The organism is Oscillatoria sp. HE19RPO, from assembly GCF_024220515.1.
Classification (GTDB): Bacteria; Cyanobacteriota; Cyanobacteriia; order Cyanobacteriales; family Laspinemataceae; genus Laspinema.
Genome location: NZ_JAMXOT010000017.1, coordinates 20,397 through 39,675, shown reverse-complemented (window position 1 = coordinate 39,675; position 19,279 = coordinate 20,397). Strand labels below are relative to the sequence as shown.

12 protein-coding genes and 1 riboswitch are annotated in these 19,279 nt (G+C 50.0%); of the genes, 6 read left to right on the top strand and 6 right to left on the bottom strand.

The features are described from left to right. The first annotated feature begins 523 nt into the window (after positions 1-523). The 4 genes from NG833_RS02185 to NG833_RS02170 all read left to right on the top strand — a co-directional run bounded on the left by NG833_RS02185 (position 524) and on the right by NG833_RS02170 (position 6,869). Complete coding sequence (locus NG833_RS02185) at positions 524-2,452, top strand: CHASE2 domain-containing protein (protein WP_254563699.1); 1,929 nt, start codon at positions 524-526, stop codon at positions 2,450-2,452. Next, on the top strand, positions 2,433-2,750 hold the full coding sequence (locus NG833_RS02180; RefSeq protein WP_254563698.1) for a hypothetical protein: 318 nt from the start codon (positions 2,433-2,435) through the stop codon (positions 2,748-2,750). The genes NG833_RS02185 and NG833_RS02180 overlap by 20 nt, the downstream gene beginning before the upstream one ends. Positions 2,751-2,807: 57 nt before the next feature. Continuing rightward, positions 2,808-3,578 carry a DUF928 domain-containing protein gene (locus NG833_RS02175; protein ID WP_254563697.1) on the top strand — a complete coding sequence of 257 codons (771 nt, stop codon included), beginning with the start codon at positions 2,808-2,810 and terminating at the stop codon, positions 3,576-3,578. Between the two features lie 78 nt (positions 3,579-3,656). Beyond that, positions 3,657-6,869 (top strand): tetratricopeptide repeat protein, encoded by a 3,213-nt coding sequence (locus tag NG833_RS02170; protein ID WP_254563696.1) that lies wholly within the window; start codon positions 3,657-3,659, stop codon positions 6,867-6,869. Between the two features lie 254 nt (positions 6,870-7,123). Here NG833_RS02170 and NG833_RS02165 read toward each other — a convergent pair whose 3' ends face one another. The 6 genes from NG833_RS02165 to ggt form a co-directional block, all read right to left on the bottom strand. After that, positions 7,124-8,965: a pentapeptide repeat-containing protein gene (locus tag NG833_RS02165; RefSeq protein WP_254563695.1), complete on the bottom strand. Its 1,842-nt coding sequence runs from the start codon at positions 8,963-8,965 to the stop codon at positions 7,124-7,126. A gap of 410 nt (positions 8,966-9,375) precedes the next feature. Continuing rightward, a complete protein-coding gene (locus NG833_RS02160; RefSeq protein ID WP_254563694.1) occupies positions 9,376-10,359 on the bottom strand; it encodes a methyltransferase domain-containing protein in 984 nt (327 codons plus the stop codon). A 303-nt stretch (positions 10,360-10,662) separates the two neighbouring features. Beyond that, positions 10,663-11,064, bottom strand: coding sequence for a DUF1636 domain-containing protein (locus tag NG833_RS02155; protein ID WP_254563693.1), 402 nt, complete (start codon positions 11,062-11,064; stop codon positions 10,663-10,665). 68 nt (positions 11,065-11,132) lie between these two features. Continuing rightward, the gene (locus NG833_RS02150; RefSeq protein WP_254563692.1) at positions 11,133-11,339 is read right to left on the bottom strand and encodes a hypothetical protein; all 207 of its coding nucleotides are present in this window, start codon (positions 11,337-11,339) and stop codon (positions 11,133-11,135) included. A gap of 121 nt (positions 11,340-11,460) precedes the next feature. After that, positions 11,461-11,583: a hypothetical protein gene (locus NG833_RS30280; protein WP_256555789.1), complete on the bottom strand. Its 123-nt coding sequence runs from the start codon at positions 11,581-11,583 to the stop codon at positions 11,461-11,463. Positions 11,584-11,703: 120 nt separating this feature from the next. Further along, positions 11,704-11,848, bottom strand: a riboswitch (cobalamin riboswitch). 220 nt (positions 11,849-12,068) lie between these two features. Further along, a complete protein-coding gene (ggt, locus tag NG833_RS02145) occupies positions 12,069-13,883 on the bottom strand; it encodes a gamma-glutamyltransferase (RefSeq protein WP_254563691.1) in 1,815 nt (604 codons plus the stop codon). A 319-nt stretch (positions 13,884-14,202) separates the two neighbouring features. Here ggt and NG833_RS02140 point away from each other — a divergent pair, with 319 nt between their 5' ends. Further along, on the top strand, positions 14,203-14,505 hold the full coding sequence (locus NG833_RS02140; protein ID WP_254563690.1) for a DNA-binding transcriptional regulator: 303 nt from the start codon (positions 14,203-14,205) through the stop codon (positions 14,503-14,505). A 27-nt stretch (positions 14,506-14,532) separates the two neighbouring features. Beyond that, positions 14,533-19,092, top strand: a complete 4,560-nt coding sequence (locus tag NG833_RS02135; RefSeq protein ID WP_254563689.1) for a PAS domain S-box protein — start codon at positions 14,533-14,535, stop codon at positions 19,090-19,092. The last annotated feature ends 187 nt before the right edge of the window (positions 19,093-19,279 follow it).

Here is a 19,279-nt window from a genome sequence, read left to right as displayed (position 1 = left end):
GGGTCCTCACAATCAAGAACACTTCCGGTCCCCTCCCCTTGCCAAGGGGAGGGTTAGGGTGGGGTCCTCACAATCAAGAACACTTCCGGTCCCCTCCCCTTGCCAAGGGGAGGGTTAGGGTGGGGTCCTCACAATCAAGAGAACTTCCGGTCCCCTCCCCTTGGCAAGGGGAGGGTTAGGGTGGGGTCCCTCTTGGGCGATCGCCCTTGCACGTAGAAAGAGGTTGGGCCAAACTCCATACAGGCGCTTAAGTCTCCAAGAGTGCGTGAGGTGGCTTTGCCACCTCACGAGGAACCCCACCCTAACCCTCCCCTTGCTAAGGGGAGGGGACCGGAGGTGCAGTTAATAGTAAGGCAAATCCCCTATCTCCCCCATCCTCCTCCATCTCCCCCATCCTCCCCATCTCCCCCATCTCCCCCATCTAGAGTAAAAGGTAGGCAATGCCTACCTTTTACTCTTTTTTGGGTAGGTTAAATTCACAGAACCTGCTCCCTTCTTCTCACATACAAATTAAATCTACCTCATGATTCCTTTTGTTGTATCTAAACTCAATCCCATCGCTCAAAAAGCCCGAGAAATCCTCCCCCGCTTCAGCGGAACCGTTGCAGTTGCCAGTCTCACTATCACTGCCTTATTACTGGGTGTAAGACAACTCGGCGGATTGCAACCCTTAGAACTTATCCTGTTTGACACCATGACCCGCCTCCGTCCCGACCCTGGACCGGACCCCCGCTTACTGATTGTTGAAATCACAGAACAAGATATAGCAAACCAGGGAACATGGCCTTTTAGCGATCGCCTATTTGCGGAAGTTTTGGAAGAATTACAACGCCATCAACCCATTGCGATCGGCTTAGATATTGTGCGAGATATCCCCAACGAACCGGGACATCAGGAATTGCTTGCCCAATTGCAACAACCGAATGTGATAGCCATTACCACCCTGGGTAACGAACAAAAACAAAGAGTTGCTGCACCGGCTGGGATTTCCCCAGAACAAATCGGCTTCAATGACATTGCGATCGACCCCGATGGCAGAGTACGGCGCAATTTAATGTTTGCCTCTCAACGTGGCAAAAGTCTCCCTTCCTTTTCCGTAAACTTAGCCTTGTTGTATCTCAAGAATCAAGGCATCAAACCTATCCTAACTGAAGCCCAAGAATATCAATTAGGAAATGCCATTTTCCCGAAATTAAAATCTAATTCCGGTGGGTATCAGACCATTAATGCCAGAGGATATCAAACCCTCTTGAATTATCGCCGGGAATCCGTGGGGCGAAAGATTAGCTTTGGGGAGGCGATCGCCCAAGAGTTTGACCCGGAATGGGTGCGGGATAAAATTGTTTTAATTGGCGCAACTGCACCAACCCTAAAAGACTTATTTTATACCCCTTATAGTCGGGGAATTGGTCAATTAAAAATGCCGGGAGTGGTGATTCATGGACAAAAAAGTAGCCAAATTTTATCAGCAGTATTAGACAATAAACCCTTGTTTTGGTTTATGCCAGAATGGGGAGAAATTCTGTGGATTGTCTTCTGGGGAATTAGTGGGAGCCTGGTCGTCGAGAAATTCCGCAATTCTCTGATGATTACAGGAAGTGTATTCATTGCATTAGGGCTAATCTTTGGCATCGGCTACAGCCTGTTTTTAACCGGCGGATGGATACCCCTAGCAGCCCCAGCTACCGCCTTTATTTGCACCAGTGTATTCGGCATCATGTACCAGCGACAAATTGCCGGAAAACAGCAACAAATGGTCATGAATCTGCTGGGACAACAGACCTCCCCCGAGATAGCCACAGCCCTTTGGAGTGAACGCGATCGCCTCCTAGAATCCGGAATGCTGCCCTGGCAAACCCTCACCGCCACCATCCTATTTACCGACCTCAAAAACTTCAGCACCCTGTCTGAAACCAAGACCCCAGAAGAATTAATGACCTGGTTAAATCCCTATCTCAGCGCCATGACTGATGAAGTCTTAAACCATCACGGCATCGTCAATAAATTCACCGGCGATGGCATCATGGCAGCCTTCGGCGTCCCCATTCCCAGCACCACCCCCGAACAGATTGCTAAAGATGCGGAAAATGCCGTAAACGCCGCCTTAGCCATGAGCAAAAAACTTCAAGAATTAAATCAAACCTGGCAACAAGAAGGATTACCCAAAGTACAGATGCGAATCGGCATCTTCACCGGCTCCATTACCGTTGGTAGCTTAGGGGGAAAACACCGCTTAGAATATGGCATCATTGGCGATACCGTCAATACTGCCTCCCGCCTAGAAAGTTGTGAAAAACACCGCCACCCCGATGACTGTCGCATCCTAATCGCCCGAGAAACCTTAGTCCATATTTTAGACAAATTTAAAGTAGAATCCTGGGGAGCTTTACCCCTAAAAGGAAAATCCAAAACCATAGAAGTTTACCGAGTGCTTGATTCCTTACCCAAATAACATCAACAACCAAGTTCGTAGTAACGACTTCAGTCGTTCTCCCCTGTTCGTAGTAACGACTTCAGTCGTTCTCTTGATGTTCGTAGTAACGACTTCAGTCGTTCTCTTGATGTTCGTAGTAACGACTGAAGTCGTTCTCTTCATGTTCATAGTAACGACTTCAGTCGTTCTCTTCATGTTCGTAGTAACGACTTCAGTCGTTCTCTTCGTTCATCATAAGCTACAATACCTCAATCCCAACCCACCTGAGCCGATGAAGCCGGGAATTCCCACCCGCCAATCATTGGGACCCCTTTAAACCCTCTGCGGAGGTATTTCCCGCGTCAATCAACCCCATTCAATCTGGTGCTCTATCATGCTGAACCCACTCTTCTGCCTAAAGGCGATCGCCTTATCCACCCTCTGCATTCTCAGCCTCTCCCCTGTCCCAACAGCCATAAAAACCCTCGCCCAAACCTTTCCCTCTCAAACCCCGGAAGTCATGCCTCCCTTAGATCCGGATGACAAACCCCCCACCCTTCCCGCAGGACCGCGAGATGAGTGCCTAACCGGGGAAAATTCCCCATCCCTGATTCCCCTACTGCCTGATTTAAACCAAAAAATCGGACTCACCGTTTCCCCCCATCCCTCCATCTTCGTCTATATCCCGCAAACCCTGGCAGAAACAGCCCTATTCGTCCTCATCGATGAACAGCGCAACCGCATTTATAGCCAAGCCGTACCCTTAGAAGGGACCCCCGGCATCTTAAGCATCACCGTCCCCGAAGATGCCAATATCCCCGCCTTAGAACCCAATCGAACCTATTCCTGGACCCTCGCCCTCCTTTGTCCCACAACAGCAGGAATCCGAGAAGCCAACATCTATGTCACCGGCAGAATCCAGCGCGTCGAGAATCCGGAATTAGCCCAGCAAGTGAGCCAAGCAACCCCCCAACAAGTCCCCTCACTTTACGCCCAAGCCGGAATTTGGCACGACACCCTCCACACCCTCGCCCAACTGCGCCGAGACAATCCCGAAGATACCGACCTAACCGCATACTGGGAGAGCTTACTCACCGATGTCGGACTCGCGGACATCGCCCAATCCCCCTTGCTCCCCCTGGACTCCGACCCCGCCACCCCCTAAACCGAAACCTCACTTTTGGCTCATTTATAACTCTGCATCTCACTGGCTCAGTTAACCCTATCCCGGGAGCTTCTACCCATGCCATTTTCTCACAAACCCCTCAATCTAGCCCTACTCACCTTAATTCTCCTCCTCGGCATCCCCACCCTCGGGGAAAGTCAGCGAAACTTATCCCATCTTTCCGTGACTGCCCAAACTGTAGAAGAACTGAAACAGGAAGCGCGTCGCCTTTTGAATTTAGGACTGGAGCAGTATAACCGCAGTCAATTTCAGAAGGCCTTACAATCCTGGGAACAAGCGCTGGCAATTTATCGGCAACTCGGAAACAAAGTAGGGGCAGGCGGCATCCTCTACAACCTCGGACTTGTGTACTATTCTCTAAGTGAGTACGCCCAAGCGGAGCAATTCTACCGGCAATCCTTAGAAATTAGACGGCAAATCGGAGACAAAGTGGGGGAAGGCAGCACCCTGGCTAACCTCGGAAATGTTTACAATTCTCTGGGAGAGTACGTCCAAGCCGAGCAATACTTCCGCCAATCCTTAGAAATATTCCGGCAAATCGGAGATAAAGCGGGGGAAGGCATCAACCTCAACGGTCTCGGAAGTGTGTACCGTTCTCTGGGAGAGTACGTCCAAGCCGAGCAATACTTCCGCCAATCCTTAGAAATATTCCGGCAAATCGGGGATAAAGCGGGGGAAGGCAACACCCTCGCTAACCTCGGAATTGTTTACCGTTCTCTGGGAGAGTACGCCCAAGCGGAGCAATTCTACCGCCAATCCTTAGAAATATCCCGGCAACTTTCAGACAAAGCGGGGGAAGGGCTCACCCTCTACAACCTCGGAATTGTTTACGTTGCTCTGGGAGAGTACGCCCAAGCAGAGCAATTCTACCGCCAATCCTTAGAAATTAGACGGCAACTCGGAGATAAAGCTGGGGAAGGCGGCACCCTCAACAACCTCGGACTTGTTTACGATTCTCTGGGAGAGTACGTCCAAGCCGAGCAATACTTTCGCCAATCCTTAGAAATATTCCGGCAAATCGGGGATAACGCGGGGGAAGGCAGGAGCCTCAACAACCTCGGAAATGTTTACAATTCTGTAGGAGAGTACCTCCAAGCGGAGCAATACTTCCGCCAATCCTTAGAAATTAGACGGCAAATCGGGGACAAAGCGGGGGAAGGCGACACTCTCTACAACCTCGGACTTGTTTACTATTCTCTAGGAGAGTACGCCCAAGCGGAGCAATTCTACCGCCAATCCTTAGAAATATCCCGGCAACTCGGAAACAAAGAGGGGGAAGGCATTACCCTTAACGGTCTCGGAAATGTTTACGATTCTGTGGGAGAGTACGCCCAAGCCGAGCAATACTTCCGCCAATCCTTAGAAATATCCCGGCAACTCGGGGAGAACGCGGGGGAAGGCAGAAGCCTCAACAACCTCGGAAATGTTTACGATTCTGTGAGAGAGTACGTCCAAGCCGAGCAATCCTACCGGCAATCCTTAGAAATATTCCGGCAACTCGGAGATAAAGCGGGGGAAGGCGGAAGCCTCAACAACCTCGGAGTTGTTTACAATTCTCTGGGTGAGTATGCCCAAGCCGAGCAATACTTCCGCCAATCCTTAGAAATTAAACGGCAACTCGGAGATAAAGCGGGGGAAGGCAGAAGCCTCAACAACCTTGGAAATGTTTACTTTTATTTGGGAGAGTACGTCCAAGCCGAGCAACACTTCCGCCAATCCTTAGAAATATTCCGGCAACTCGGAGATAAAGCGGGGGAAGGCAACACCCTCCACAACCTCGGAACTGTTTACGATTCTCTGGGTGAGTACGCCCAAGCCGAGCAATACTTCCGCCAATGCATTGAAGTCCGGGAACAATTACGGCCAGGTTTAACCGATGAGCAGAAAATCTCCCTGTTTGAACAACAGAAATCAACTTACGAATTCCTGCAAACCGTCCTGATTGCTCAAAATAAACTGGATGCTGCTCTGGAAATTTCCGAACGGGGACGCGCTCGCGCCTTTGTGGAATTAATCGCCGATCGCCTCTGGGATAATCGAGAAACCCCAGTCACAGTGACCCCGCCCAATCTGCGGGAAATTCAACAAATTGCCGCAGCACAACAGGCTACGATTGTTCAATATTCATACATTCGTGAAGATTTCACCTTTGGTAACGTGGAGCGATTATGGGAATCGGAACTGTATATCTGGGTGATTAAACCCACTGGAGAAATCACGTTCCGGCGCACGGACCTCAAACCGTTATGGCAAGAGCAAGACAGTTCTTTAGCCAAAGCGATCGCAGATGCCCGGTGTTTTGATAACTTGGCCTGTCTGAATAACATCACGGTTTCCCAAATTCAGGAAGGAAGTACAGAAGTCCGCAGTGGAGGGGGGCTATTTAATCAGCAGGCGGCACAGGAGCAAGCTCGTCCAGTTTCCCAAGGGGAGAATCGGGAGTTGAAACAATTGTATCAACTGTTAATTGAACCGATCGCGGATTTACTGCCAACCAATCCGACTGAACGGGTAATTTTCGTTCCTCACAATGCTCTATTTTTAGTCCCCTTCCCGGCGTTACAAGATGCCCAGGGTCAGTATTTAATCGAAAAGCATACGATTCTCACCGCCCCTTCGATTCAAGTCTTGGGGTTAACTCGGGACCAGAAACAGGCTCAAACGGCAGTAAATTCCGATATTTTAGTGGTAGGCAATCCCACAATGCCCGTGGTGGGAACGGGACAACTCACTGCCTTACCCGGTGCAGAACAGGAGGCGCGGGAGATTGGGCAATTGCTGAATGTTACTCCCCTGATTGGTTCAATGGCAACGAAAGCGACGGTAGTACAGAAAATGCAGTCTTCACGGATTATTCATCTGGCGACTCATGGCAGTTTTGACCCGAATATTCCCTTAGATAGTTGGTTGGCGCTGACGCCTTCGGGTTCGGATAATGGATTGCTCACGGCAGCCGAAATTTTTGGGTTGAATCTGAATGCGGAGTTGGTTGTGCTATCTGCTTGTGATACGGGACGGGGCAAAATTACGGGGGATGGGGTGATTGGTTTATCTCGGTCCTTTATTTCTGCGGGAGTGCCGAGTGTGTTGGTGTCGTTGTGGAAGGTGCCGGATGATTCTACAGCGTTGTTGATGCGGGAGTTTTATCAGCTTTGGGAGGAGAGTGGAGATAAGGCGCAGGCGTTGCGGCAGGCGATGTTAACCACCATGCAGCAGTATCCGAATCCGGTGGATTGGGCGGCGTTTACTTTGATGGGGGAGGCGGAGTGAGCTTACAAGAGTAGGTTTTGTACGTTCAAGAGGATTTGCCTCACATTTAAGCTCATTTCCGGTCCCCTCCCCTTGGCAAGGGGAGGGCTAGGGTGGGGTCCTCTTCGTGCCCTTGAGCGCATGACGAAGAAAGCGGGTTCCCCAGCCTCACATACAGGTGAGATCGCCTTCAAGAGTGGGTGACGTGGCTGAAGCTACGTCGGGAGGACCCCACCCTAACCCTCCCCTTGCCAAGGGGAGGGGATTGGAAGGGTTTAGAATTGACAAGGGCCACTTCGGCCATTGGGACAGACGGTGAGGTTATCGGTGGTAATTCCGACGACTGTTGCACCTGTGATATCGGCATTTGTTAGCTTTGCTGCGGATAAATTGGCTCCGGTTAAGTCTGCTCCCATTAATTTGGCTCCGCGCAAGTCAGCATTGATTAAGTTAACTTTTTGCAGGTTTGTTCGTTGCAGGTTGGCATCGATTAAACTGGCGTTGTTTAAGTTAAATCCACTCAAGTTTAACCCGGCTAGTTGTCGGTTTCTTCTGGGCCAATTGACGATTTTCCAGTTGAGTAAATCTTCGGAGTCAATGCGGGTGGTATTAATATCAATTTGAGTGTTGAGTAAATTTGCACCCCGGAGATTGGCTCCGCTTAAGTTGGCTCGAACTAAATTGGCTCCGCTTAAGTTGGCGAATTCGAGGTTGGCATTGGTGAGGTTGGCCCAGTCTAAACTGGCATCAGTTAAGTTGGCATATTTGAGGTTAGCCGATTGCAGAATTGCTCCATTGAGATTGGTCTCTTGGAGGTTGGCGTTGATTAAACTAATTTCGCCTAAATCGGCATTATTTAAGGTTGAACCACTAAAGTTACTGTCATCTAATTGGGCTCCGGCTAAATTGATTTCAGTTAAATTTTTGTTGGTAGCTGTGGTTAGATATCCTTTGCGTAGGGCAAATTTTAACAAGGGGTCAGAGACTCGGGGATGAAAGAGTAATAAAAATGGGCTTAAAGAGAGCAGGACAAAGGCAACGCTCATGGCGTTTTTCATGTTTTGTCCAAGGCCGGCATTTCGGGTGAATTGGGAGTTGTAAGTGGCTGATAATAAGCGGCTATTTTCTTGGTTGGCGACTTCTAATTGCCATTGGGTTTGGGAGAGTTGGGTTTGCAGTAAAACCCGCTCTTCATTGGCTTGTTCGAGTTGAATTTGGAGTTGATTGCGCTCATCGAGTAACCACGCGGTTCGCGATTCGCTGATGCGGCGTTCTTGCCGTTCTTCGCCGAGTTCGGTTTGGATTAGGGAGAGTTTGGTTTCGAGTTCTGAGGATTTGGCGGCGTTGGTTTGGAGTTGGGTTTGGAGTTGGTTACGCTCGTCATGGGAGACCCGGCCTCCATTGTTTTTGTAGTGATGGAGTTCGGATTGAGTATCGGTGAGTTGGCTTTGCAATTGCCAGTAGGCGGTGGCAGCTTGTTGGAGTTGGTTTTGCAATTCGGTGACGGCTTCTCCATCGCTGGAACGGGATTGAGCGGTTTGGTGTAATGTTTTTTCGAGGTCTTCAAGCTGACGCTGGAGTTGATTGGCCCGGGTTTTATGCAGTTTGCTATCGGACTGGGCTTTGGTGAGTTGGCTTTGGATGCGATCGCGCTCTTTTTCTTCCTGTTCTAAGCGGTCTTGCAAGCGCCAATAAGCTTTAGCCGCTTCGTGAATTTGCGACTTATATTGAGCACATTCCTGGGTAAATTCTTCCAGTTTAATCTGGCTGGTTTCCAGTTGAGATTTCAGGGATTGCTGGGCTTTTTTGGCATCCTCTAGCTGAGACTGGGCCTGTTCTCGGTCTTTTTTGGCGGAGTCTAGTTCAGCGTGAGTGGTTTCTAGTTTGCTATGCAGTTGCCAATAGGCTTCCTCGGTTTGCTCAAACAGAGATTGTAGCTGATCTCGTTCCTGCTTGGAGAGTTCTAGCTGAGTTTTGAGTTGGGATAGCTGCATTTGCGCCTGAGTGACTTGCTCAGGGTCACTGGGTTTAGACTGAGACTGCGATCGCCAATGGTTGCGGGCCCAACTCAGTTGTGCTCGTTCCTTCCGCAAAAAACTATCCGGGATTCGTCCCAAGGTCAAGGGGTATGGCGTCAAATCCCAACCACAGGTCGAGCAATTTTTGACCTCGCCCTCAACGTATGTTGCTTGACAAACTGGACACTGTGCCACTGCTCTCTCCCGCATCGAAATCAGGACTATGATATTGAAGGAGGGGGACTGGTTTTCCTCCTCTGACAGATTATCTCCCAACATCCGACTTTTGCGATCGCCTCTTTGGGATTTTACAGAGGAAACCGCCCTAGAGGGACCCCACTCTAGGCCGCCCTGGGGCCAAATTCCTCACGATGGTAGGTTTTTTGTTTTGTCCTCGTGACATGGCAGAAGCCCCCTCACGCGGAAAAACCTAAATGTAGAGGCGATTCGCGAATCGCCTCTACATTATTTAGGGTGAACCCTCAAAATAGGCGTAAGTCCTGTTTCCCTTAAGAATTTTGAGCCACTGTAGCGGCAACTTGATGTTCAGAAGCGGGTTCCCCCTGACTGCGGATGGCGCGGAACATTCCAAAGCGGCAGAGTCCCACACCAAAGGCGAGACGCATTAACAGAATGGTGGGAACTTCGCGCACGGATTTAAGAAATCCAGATACTCCAAATTGCATCCATCCTTGAGGTTGAATGATGCCTTGCCAAATGGTATCAATCCAGGAGGGGAGGGTTTGTTCGGTCCAGTCATCGGTGGTGACTTCTCCTGCTACTAATCCGGTGGATTCTAACAGTTCAGAAAAGCCTTCAATGCTGGAAAAAGCGGGATGAGACCATTGTTCGAGGAGTTGCTGCATCACCGGGCGTTCCCAGAAGTTGAGAGGCGTTTGGCGATCGTCCCGTTGATTCCAGTCGGCGAGGACTAGGATACCCCCGGGCTTGAGGACCCGCAACAATTCTTGAGCAAATTTCGCTTTATCTGGCATATGCGGTCCGGCTTCAATGGACCACACGACATCAAAACTGCGATCGCCAAAGGATAAATCTAGGGCATCATCTAGGGCGAATTTAGCATCTAAATCCGCAGGGGTCAGTTCTTGTGCCCGCTTGACTTGTTGAGGACTAATGGTAATACCCGTAACTGCAAACCCATAGTCTTTTGCCAGGATGCGACTGCTACCGCCAATGCCACAACCTACATCTAAAACGGTCGTTCCCGGGGGTAATTTATCCAATCCTCCCCAACGCACCATCTCATGCACAAAGTCTTCTTTGGCTTGGAGAAAATCTTTGGATTCTGGGGGAGAACCATAATGCCCGAGATGAATATGTTCTCCCCAGTAATATTCTAAAATTCCGTCTTGAGTCCATTCATCATAAGAATTGGCGACAGAATCGGAAGATTGATATTTGCGGGCGCTGCTGAGATACAGAATAAGGCTGACAATAAATAGGGTGAGCGTTAGTCCAAAAATTAAATTCATAACCTGATTGGCAAAGTTTAACTAGAAAACAGAGGGTTGGCGAGTCAAAGGTCTGTAAAACCCCGCACCCTAAAGGGTGGAGGCTCACAGGACGAAGCCCGCCTGCGCGGGCTCAAAGCGAAAACCGACTTTTACCAAGCGGATTTGGTATTAAAACCGGGTTGAAGTACGGGCGGAACCTCTCCCCCCTGGCCCCCCTCCCCTACAAGGGGAGGGGGGAATTTTAGTGATCGGGACAACCCCAATTTTTTAGGGTTGATGATAGTCAAAACCCCACTGGAATGGAGAATGCCATTTCTACCGTTAAATGGTCTGGGGTAGAGTGGATGGAACGGGGAACGGAGGCAGAACAAATGCTGTGGATTCCCGAATGATATCCGGACGTTCTTTGTAGGGAACTTTCCCCTCAGAAGCTGCCGCATATTGTTGACAAAAGGTCGCCAAATCTGGGGCGGATTCTGTGGGAGACAGTCCACTCAGAACAAAGGTGATTTTCTCGCCAGCGGTGAGGGTGACATTGCAAGCATCGCTGCAAGCTGCCATACAGCGCACTGGCTGAAGTTGGATGGTTGATTCGAGGTTTTTGGCTTGCAGTTCTGCTTGCAATTGCTGAATTAAATGCTCTCCGCCCGATAGTCCGTTTTGAGTGGGTTCTTTCCGGGAAAATCGGCAGAGGGAACAGACAAATAGGGTGGCTTGGGTCATGGACTCTCTATCAAAGTTGGGTGGATGGGAAACTCGTCAGGGGTTGTGAAGATGGACCGATCGCCCGTTTAATGCCCTTGTTTTAACATAGCGATCGCTGATTGAATCATGCCCTGAATTCGGCGGCCTGATTTAGACAAAACCGGAATAAAAGTTTGGCTATGGCTTGGTTTAAACCCAGACAAATCTTGACCCTTTATTCCGTTGTGAACTTTCTCAAATGGATGAATTGCAGTGGGAATTTTTCCCATTCTCTGCGGATAAAATTTTACCATAAAAGGGGGATAATGGATAGGGGGTTAGCGGAAAATTTAGAACCCGCAGGGCGTCTGCGTTCCCTGGGGTATAACCCTTCATGAGGGGAGTCATACCAAATCCAGAGTTCAAAAGTCGTTTTTACTCTTGATGCCCGCGCAGGCGGGCTTCGTCCGTATAGCCCCAGGCTTCCAGCCTGCGGGTTTTCTGAACAGATGTCTGGAGTAAATTTGGCGATCGCCTGATGCTTAATTCCGACTCCATCCAGTCGCCCGACCCCGACTCAACAAAACCGCCATTAAGTCCAACCCCACACAGCAATTGCCTGGGGGGGTGAATTGTAAAAATGCTAAATCAACCTTCATCTATACCTCGCAGATGAAAAACAACAGGTTCGCGATCGGTGGGCATCCTGACTTAGAGACCCATTGTCTCATCACAGTTGCGGGACAGCGCCGGATTTTCACCAGACTTTCCCCATTTACTCCAACGGCTGAACCCCGTTGAAACCGAGCGTTCTCCCTATCCTACCACAACTCAACGGCAACGGCGCTTAATTTTTTATCCCACCGCTCAGGAACCCGCATCAAGGAGGAAGAAAACCCGGCTTGGGTGCAATCGTTTTTATCTTTAAATCAAGCGGGAACGAACAAACCGAATGGGTGGCAATCCGTTGGGATTTGTTCAGCAAAAAAACCCGTTTCTAATCTGACAAAAAACCCCGTTTCCGGCATGAATATCCCCTCACTTTAATATCCTAATGCGGCACCGGCTGGACGACGGGGGTCGTTTGCTCCCCAGAGGGTGTCTCCTTCTACGGCAATAGATGAGGCTGCACCCCAATTGGAGAAGGAGTCAATGTGATATCCCATTGCGGACAACCGTTCTACAGTCTCTGGCGAGAGTGCCGAAGGTTCAGTCATCACCCGGTTAGGTAATCCTTGGTAATGAAAGCGGGGGTGGCTGACGGCTTGTGCGACGGTCATGTTGCGATCGCTGATATGAGTGATGACTTGTAAGACAGTAGTGGGAATGGTGGAACCCCCGGGACTGCCGGTAACGAGGAACAATTCACCGTTGCGGGTGACGATGGTTGGACTCATGGAGGAGAGAGGACGTTTCCCCGGTTCGATGCGATTGACGGTTCCCTGGACTAACCCAAATTGATTGGGAACTCCGGGTTTGGCGGTGAAATCGTCCATTTCATTATTTAGAAAAAATCCCGTTCCCGGCGCAATTTCCATCGCCCCAAATAAGGAATTAATGGTATAAGTAACTGAGACAGCATTGCCGAAGCGATCGACGATGGAGTAGTGGGTGGTATCGGTTCCGGTGGGTTCGGGAGTCTGATAGAAAAGCGGTTCCGGGGGAATAGCTTGATTTGGGGGAATTTTAGCACGCAGTTGGGCAGCATACTCGGGAGAGAGTAGCCGATCGCTGGGATGATCCACAAACGCCGGGTCCCCTAAATAGGTGTTGCGATCGGCAAAGGCAAACAACATTGCCGATAGCATCAAATGCAGGCGGTGGGGTTCGCTGCGGTTGAGTTCGGCAACGGAATATCCATCTAGCACATTCAGCATTTGACAGAGGGTGGTTCCGCCTCCCGGTAGCGGTGAAGAAATCACCCGATCGCCTCGATAAGAGCATTCCACGGGAGCAGATTCGGTGACGCTGTAAGTGCTAAAATCTTCTAAAGTGAGGATTCCCCCATTTTGTTCACTGGCGTTAACGATTTTTTCGGCAATTGGCCCTGTATAAAAGGCGTCCGGTCCTTGGTTCGCAATCAGTTCTAAGCTGTTGGCTAAATCGGTTTGAATCAGGCGATCGCCGACTTCGTAGGGAGTTGTGCCATCTTTTAAGAAAATAGCCGCAACTTCTGGCTGTTTTTGGAATTGTTCCACACTGCGATTGAGAATCTCAATGTCACCGGATTGTAAAATAAATCCATCTTGGGCTAAGGCGATCGCCCCAGCCATCACCTGAGTGCGATCGAGCGTACCATAGCCAGTTAAGGCGCGATCGAGTCCCTTTACCGTCCCAGGAACTGCCACCGCCAGATATCCCCGACGACTCAATCCCTCCACCACCTCTCCAGTTTCATCCAGATACATATCAGGGGTCGAAGCTAGGGGTGCTGTTTCTCGAAAATCCAGGAACACCTCCTCCCCATTTGCCTGACGAATCAGCATAAATCCACCCCCACCCAAGTTGCCACAACAAGGATGGGTCACTGCTAAAGCATACCCCACCGCTACCGCAGCATCCACGGCATTTCCCCCGGCTTTGAGGACTTCTAAACCGACTTGAGAGGCTCCTGCAGAGGCGGTAACAACCATACCATTTTTTGCCGCCACCCCTGCGGTAACGGGAATATCGGCGAGGGGACTATGACTGGAAAGTTGAGCCTTAACAAACCGCACCCCTTGAGCGATCGGTGGAAACGAACGATTCAGGCTTCTGAAAATCGCCATCTCGACTCCAATCGATAACGGAATGGCGATCGCCGATGCCACCATCAAGCGCAACAGTCCAGTTTTCAGGGGTGGGGGAACCTGACGCATAAATTCTCGGCCCGTTTAAACAGTGAATTGATCCAGTTTAAAACATTAAGGTCTGGGAAAAATGACACCAGTCCCTTAATCCCATTGCTTTCCACTCCTGAATCTCCACGGGTCATGATAGAGTGCGTTTCAATCACGATGAGCAAAGAATGGATGGAGTGGGAGCAAGGTGTTCCCCACTCCTGCATCAAAATTGTCCAATTCAGGGAAATGTCATATACAACTTAAGTCTGATTCTGAAATCCCTCTTTAGGTAGATAGCGGTTTAGAGCCTTTGACAGAGAATTGGTATAACAAATGTTATATCCACTGAAGAAATATGGGGTCTTCCTCAAGAATCACCGCAGGGGCTAAAAAAACGTTGCCTCTCAAGCAACCCCAAATTGGACATCTAATTCGGGAACTGCGACAGCTTGCCGGATTAACCCAGGAACAGTTTGCATTGAGGCTGGGGGTGGCTTATGCGACGATCAATCGCTGGGAAAATGCTCGGGTGCAGCCGTCTTCTTTAGCCTTGCAGCAGATTCGAGCAGTGATTGACGAACTGGGGAATTCCCCATCACCCCAGCTACGAGAAGGAAGTCGGGACCTTCTGTTGAGCTATTTAGGAATACAGGATTAGAGCTTCGTACCCAAGGAAAATAAAGCAATGGAAGTGGAGGATAATTTGGCAGTCGGTGGCGAGATGGGTCTGCTAATGGGAAGGATAGACTGGAGAGCAACCCCGCTCGGTGCGATGGAAAGTTGGCCGGGGAGTTTGCGCAATGCGGTGCAGTTGAGCTTGACTTCTCCAGTGGCGATCGCCATTTTGTGGGGACCAGACTGGGTACAATTTTACAATGATGCCTACCATCAGCTCCTAGAAGAAACTCCAAAGTTGCGATTATTGGGTCAGTCGGTGCGAGACTGTTGGACGCAGGATTTTCCAGCAATGGCAAGAGTCGTCGCCTCGGTATTTGCCACGGGACAAGCCGATCGGTTAGAAAATCAATGCTTTGAGTGCGATCGCTGCAATTGTGGCGAAACCGTGACAGTCACCCTTTCCTCTAGTCCCATTTTCGATGAACGAGGAGAAGTCGCGGGGATTTTTAATATCATCACCCGCACTCCCCAAATGCCGAGAGGCATTCATCAGGAGGCAGAAACCCTAGAATTGATGGTTTCACCCCTGCCGAGTCCAGAAGACTGCCTAGAGGGTCAACAACCGTTGAGGAATCCTCAACCGGAGGAATCTCTGCAAGGGACAACCCATCGGATCTCTAATGTTTTAGAAAGCATTCCCGATGGATTTATCACCTTGGATGGCAATTGGCGGTTTACTTATGTTAATTCTGAAGCGCTCAGGCTGTTGCAGCGATCGCCCGATGAGTTATTAGGCAAAGCGCTCTCGGAGGAACTCAGAACCCAGGGGAGTCACCTGGATTGTTTGAATGTTCCCGCGCTACAGCGATCGCAGGCGCAGAGAATTCCGGTAACCGAGGACTATTTTTTATCCGAATCGAATCAGTGGATAGAACTCTCGGCGTTTCCCCTGAATGAGGGAATCGCAGTTTATCTTAGAGATATCAGCGATCGCCAGCGCACCCAACAGCGTCAATCCGCTCAATATGCGATCGCCCAGGTATTAGCCGAAGTCACCACTTGGGTTGATGCCGTTCCGGCCATTTTACAAGCCTTGTGCGAAAGTTTAGGATGGCAAGTGGGGACGATTTGGACGCTCCATCCCCAGGAGAATCGTCTGCACTCCTTCCAAACTTGGCATCTCCCCGGTTTAGAACTCCAGGAGTTTTTGGACCTCACCGCACAAATTACCTTTCCCCCTGGGGTTGGCTTGCCGGGACGGATTTGGCAGTCCCGTCAACCCGCTTGGATAACCGACTTAGAGAAAGATGGGAACTTTCCTAGAGCAACCGCAGCCCTCAAAGTGGGACTGCGGACTGCCTGTGGATTTCCGATTTTGTTGGGAGAGAAACTCTTAGGCGAAATTGAATGCTTTAGCGATCGCCTCCAAGCACCGGACCCGGACTTGTTGGACTTGATGGCAGCCATTGGCTCACAAATTGGTCAATTTATCGAACGCAAACGCACCGAAGATGCCTTGCGAGAAAGTCAAGAATTATTTTCTCACTTCATGAGCCATAGCCCCTTTGCGGCCTTTATCAAGGATGCTGCCGGACGGACAATTTACGTCAATGCGGCATTAGAGCGATTGTTGCAGCGTCCGAATGCGGAAATTATCGGAAAAACTGACTTTGAATTATTTACCGTTGAGGTAGCAACCCAGTGGCACATCAACGATCGCCAGGTGCTAGAGCAAGATACACCCATTCAATTTTTAGAAACCATTGAACAAGAAAACCAGGAAACTTGTTATTATATGTCCTATAAATTTCCCTTCCGGGATAGAACAGGACAACAGTTTATCGCTGGGGTCTCCCTGGATATTAGCGATCGCATTCGCGCAGAAGCCGCCCGGGAAGAAAATGAACGGCGCTTATCGATGGCACTCAGTGCAGCTAATGCCGGAATTTGGGAATGGGATATCATCACCGATCGCTGGTTCTGGTCCGATGAAAATTATCGCTTGTTAGGATATCAACCGGGCGATTGTGAAACGAGCTATCAAAACTGGTTGCAGGCGGTTCATCCTGACGATCGCCAAACCGTCGAGGCATCGGTACAAAATATTTTAAATGGCCTCAGTAACTTAAACTTAGAATATCGAATCTTGCTCCCCAACGGGTCTGTGCGCTGGTTGAGCAATATTGGAGAAACCCGCTTAGATGAAAAGGGTCAAATTAAGGGAATGAGCGGTATTCAAATCGATATTACCGATCGCAAGCAACAGGAGGTAGAAAAGCAAGAACTACTCGATCGAGTCAGCATGAAGCGAAAACTCCTCAACGCCATCTTGGAACAGTTACCGGCTGGGGTGATTGTCGCGGAAGCTCCCTCGGGAAAAATTCTCTTGTTTAACGAGCAAATTAAACAAATTGTCCAGATTCCTGACTCATTCCCGGTGAACAACCTGACTCAACCCAACCTCTATCAGGGATGTTATCCCGATGGACGGGCTTATCAACTCCAAGACTGGCCGTTATATCGTTCAGTGTATAACGGTGAACTGGTCAGAAACGAAGAAATCCACTTTGTTCGGGAAGATGGCACAAGGGGGATTAGTCTGGTGAATTCGTCCCCGGTGTATGATGAAAATGGCACGATTCGAGCAGGAGTGGTGACCTTTTCTGATATTACCGATCGCTATTTGGCCGAGGAAGCCATCCGCAAAACCGAAGGCGTGTATCGGGCGATCGGGGAAAGTCTGGATTATGGGATTTGGATTTGCGATCGCCAGGGACGGCACCTTTACGCCAGCGATTCATTTTTACGTCTCGTCGGCATGACCCTAGAACAATGGAAGGGTTTAAGTTGGGTAGAGGTGTTAGAAACCCAGGCAGCCAAACAGACCCTCGCCGACTGGATGGAGGGAGCAACCACGGGGGATTTGTGGGATCGCGAACAACTCGTGCGCGGGGTTGATGGCAACTGGCATCCGATTCTGGTTCGGGGAGTCCCGGTGCGAAATCAATCCGGAGAAATTATCTGTTGGGCGGGGATTAATTTAGATATTAGCCGCCTCAAACAGGTTGAGGGGGAATTGCGGGAATCGGAGTATCGTTTCCGGCTGTTGGCAGATAAGGTTCCGATCCAGATTTGGATGCAGGATGAACAAGCCTGCTGTCACTTTGTGAATGAGCGATACCGGGAGTTTACAGGGTTGTGTCAATCGGATATTACTCAGGATTGGACAGAGAGCTTGCATCCAGAGGATTGGGCGAGTTATATTACCGAGTACAGCTTGGCGATCGCCAATCGGAAGGAACATCGAGCGGTCGTGAGAATGCGTCGCCATGATGGGGTTTATCGGTGGATGGAAGTGTTAGGCTTGCCCCGGTTTGAAGGCACTCGCTTTGTCGGATATGTCGGCTGTAATACGGATATAACCGAGCGCAAACAGGCCGAGGAAGAACGGGAACAACTACTGGCCCGGGAACGGGCAGCTAGAGAGGAATCGGAAGCAGCAAACCGGATCAAAGATGAGTTTTTGGCCGTTTTGTCTCACGAGTTGCGATCGCCCCTTAATCCGATTTTGGGCTGGTCGAGATTGTTAAGAACTCGCAAATTTGACGATGACTCTCGCGATCGCGCCTTGGAAACCATTGAGCGCAATGCGCGCTTGCTCTCAAAACTGATTGAAGATTTATTAGATGTATCTCGCATCCTCCAGGGTAAAATTGCCCTCCATGTCGGTCCCGTTGAGTTAATTCCAACCCTAGAGTCAGCGTTGGAAACCGTTCAGTTAGCCGCCCGTTCCAAAGAAATTCAGATTGTTACCCACTTTGAATCGGAGATGGGTCTAGTGTCTGGCGATCGCGATCGGATTCAGCAGATTATCTGGAACTTGTTATCCAATGCTGTTAAATTTACACCCCCTGGGGGACAGGTGGATGTTTACCTCCAGCGCAAAGGCGGTTGTGCTGAAATTAGGGTAACCGATACCGGAAAAGGGATTGAGCGTGAGTTTTTGCCTTATGTTTTTGACTTGTTCCGCCAGCAGGATGGGAAAACGACGCGACAATTTGGGGGTCTGGGATTAGGACTGGCGATCGTGCGCTATCTCACTGAATTGCATGGAGGAACCGTTGCCGTAACCAGTCTCGGAGAAGGACAAGGGGCGACCTTTACCATCTGTTTGCCTCTCACTCAGGACCGGGGAACGCCTAGGGTTAATCTTGACTCTGCTTCAGTCTTGGAACCCCAAGCCTCACCCCTGAGAGGAATTAAAATTCTGGTGGTAGACGATGAGGCGGATATGAGAGAATTAGCCACAACGATTTTAGCCCAAGCCGGTGCACAGGTCAAAGTTGCGGCTTCGGCAGTCGAGGCGATTAACTGTCTTGACTCCCACAGCTTTGATGTGCTCGTCACCGACTTAGGAATGCCCGATATTGATGGGTATATGCTCATCCGTCAGGTGAGAAACCGGCCCTCAGAACGAGGTGGCGCAATTCCCGCGATCGCCTTAACCGCTTATGCCGGAGAGTCCAATCAGCAAAAAGCACTCCATGCCGGATTTCAACTGCACCTGTCCAAGCCGGTAGAACCTGAAGTCCTCGTTAAGGCGATCGAGCAGTTAATTCCTGGGTGATGGGTCATTGGTCATTTGTCATTGGTCATTGGTCCTTGGTCATTGGTCCTTGGTCATTGGTCCTTGGGCTTTCGGAATCCCTCCCCTGAAAAATATCGGCAGGGGTCTGTTATTCCTCCAGGAAATCATAATCTCTCCAGAGGGGGAGGCGAGGGAGCAACTGCTCACCCTAATATGAGCGATTGTT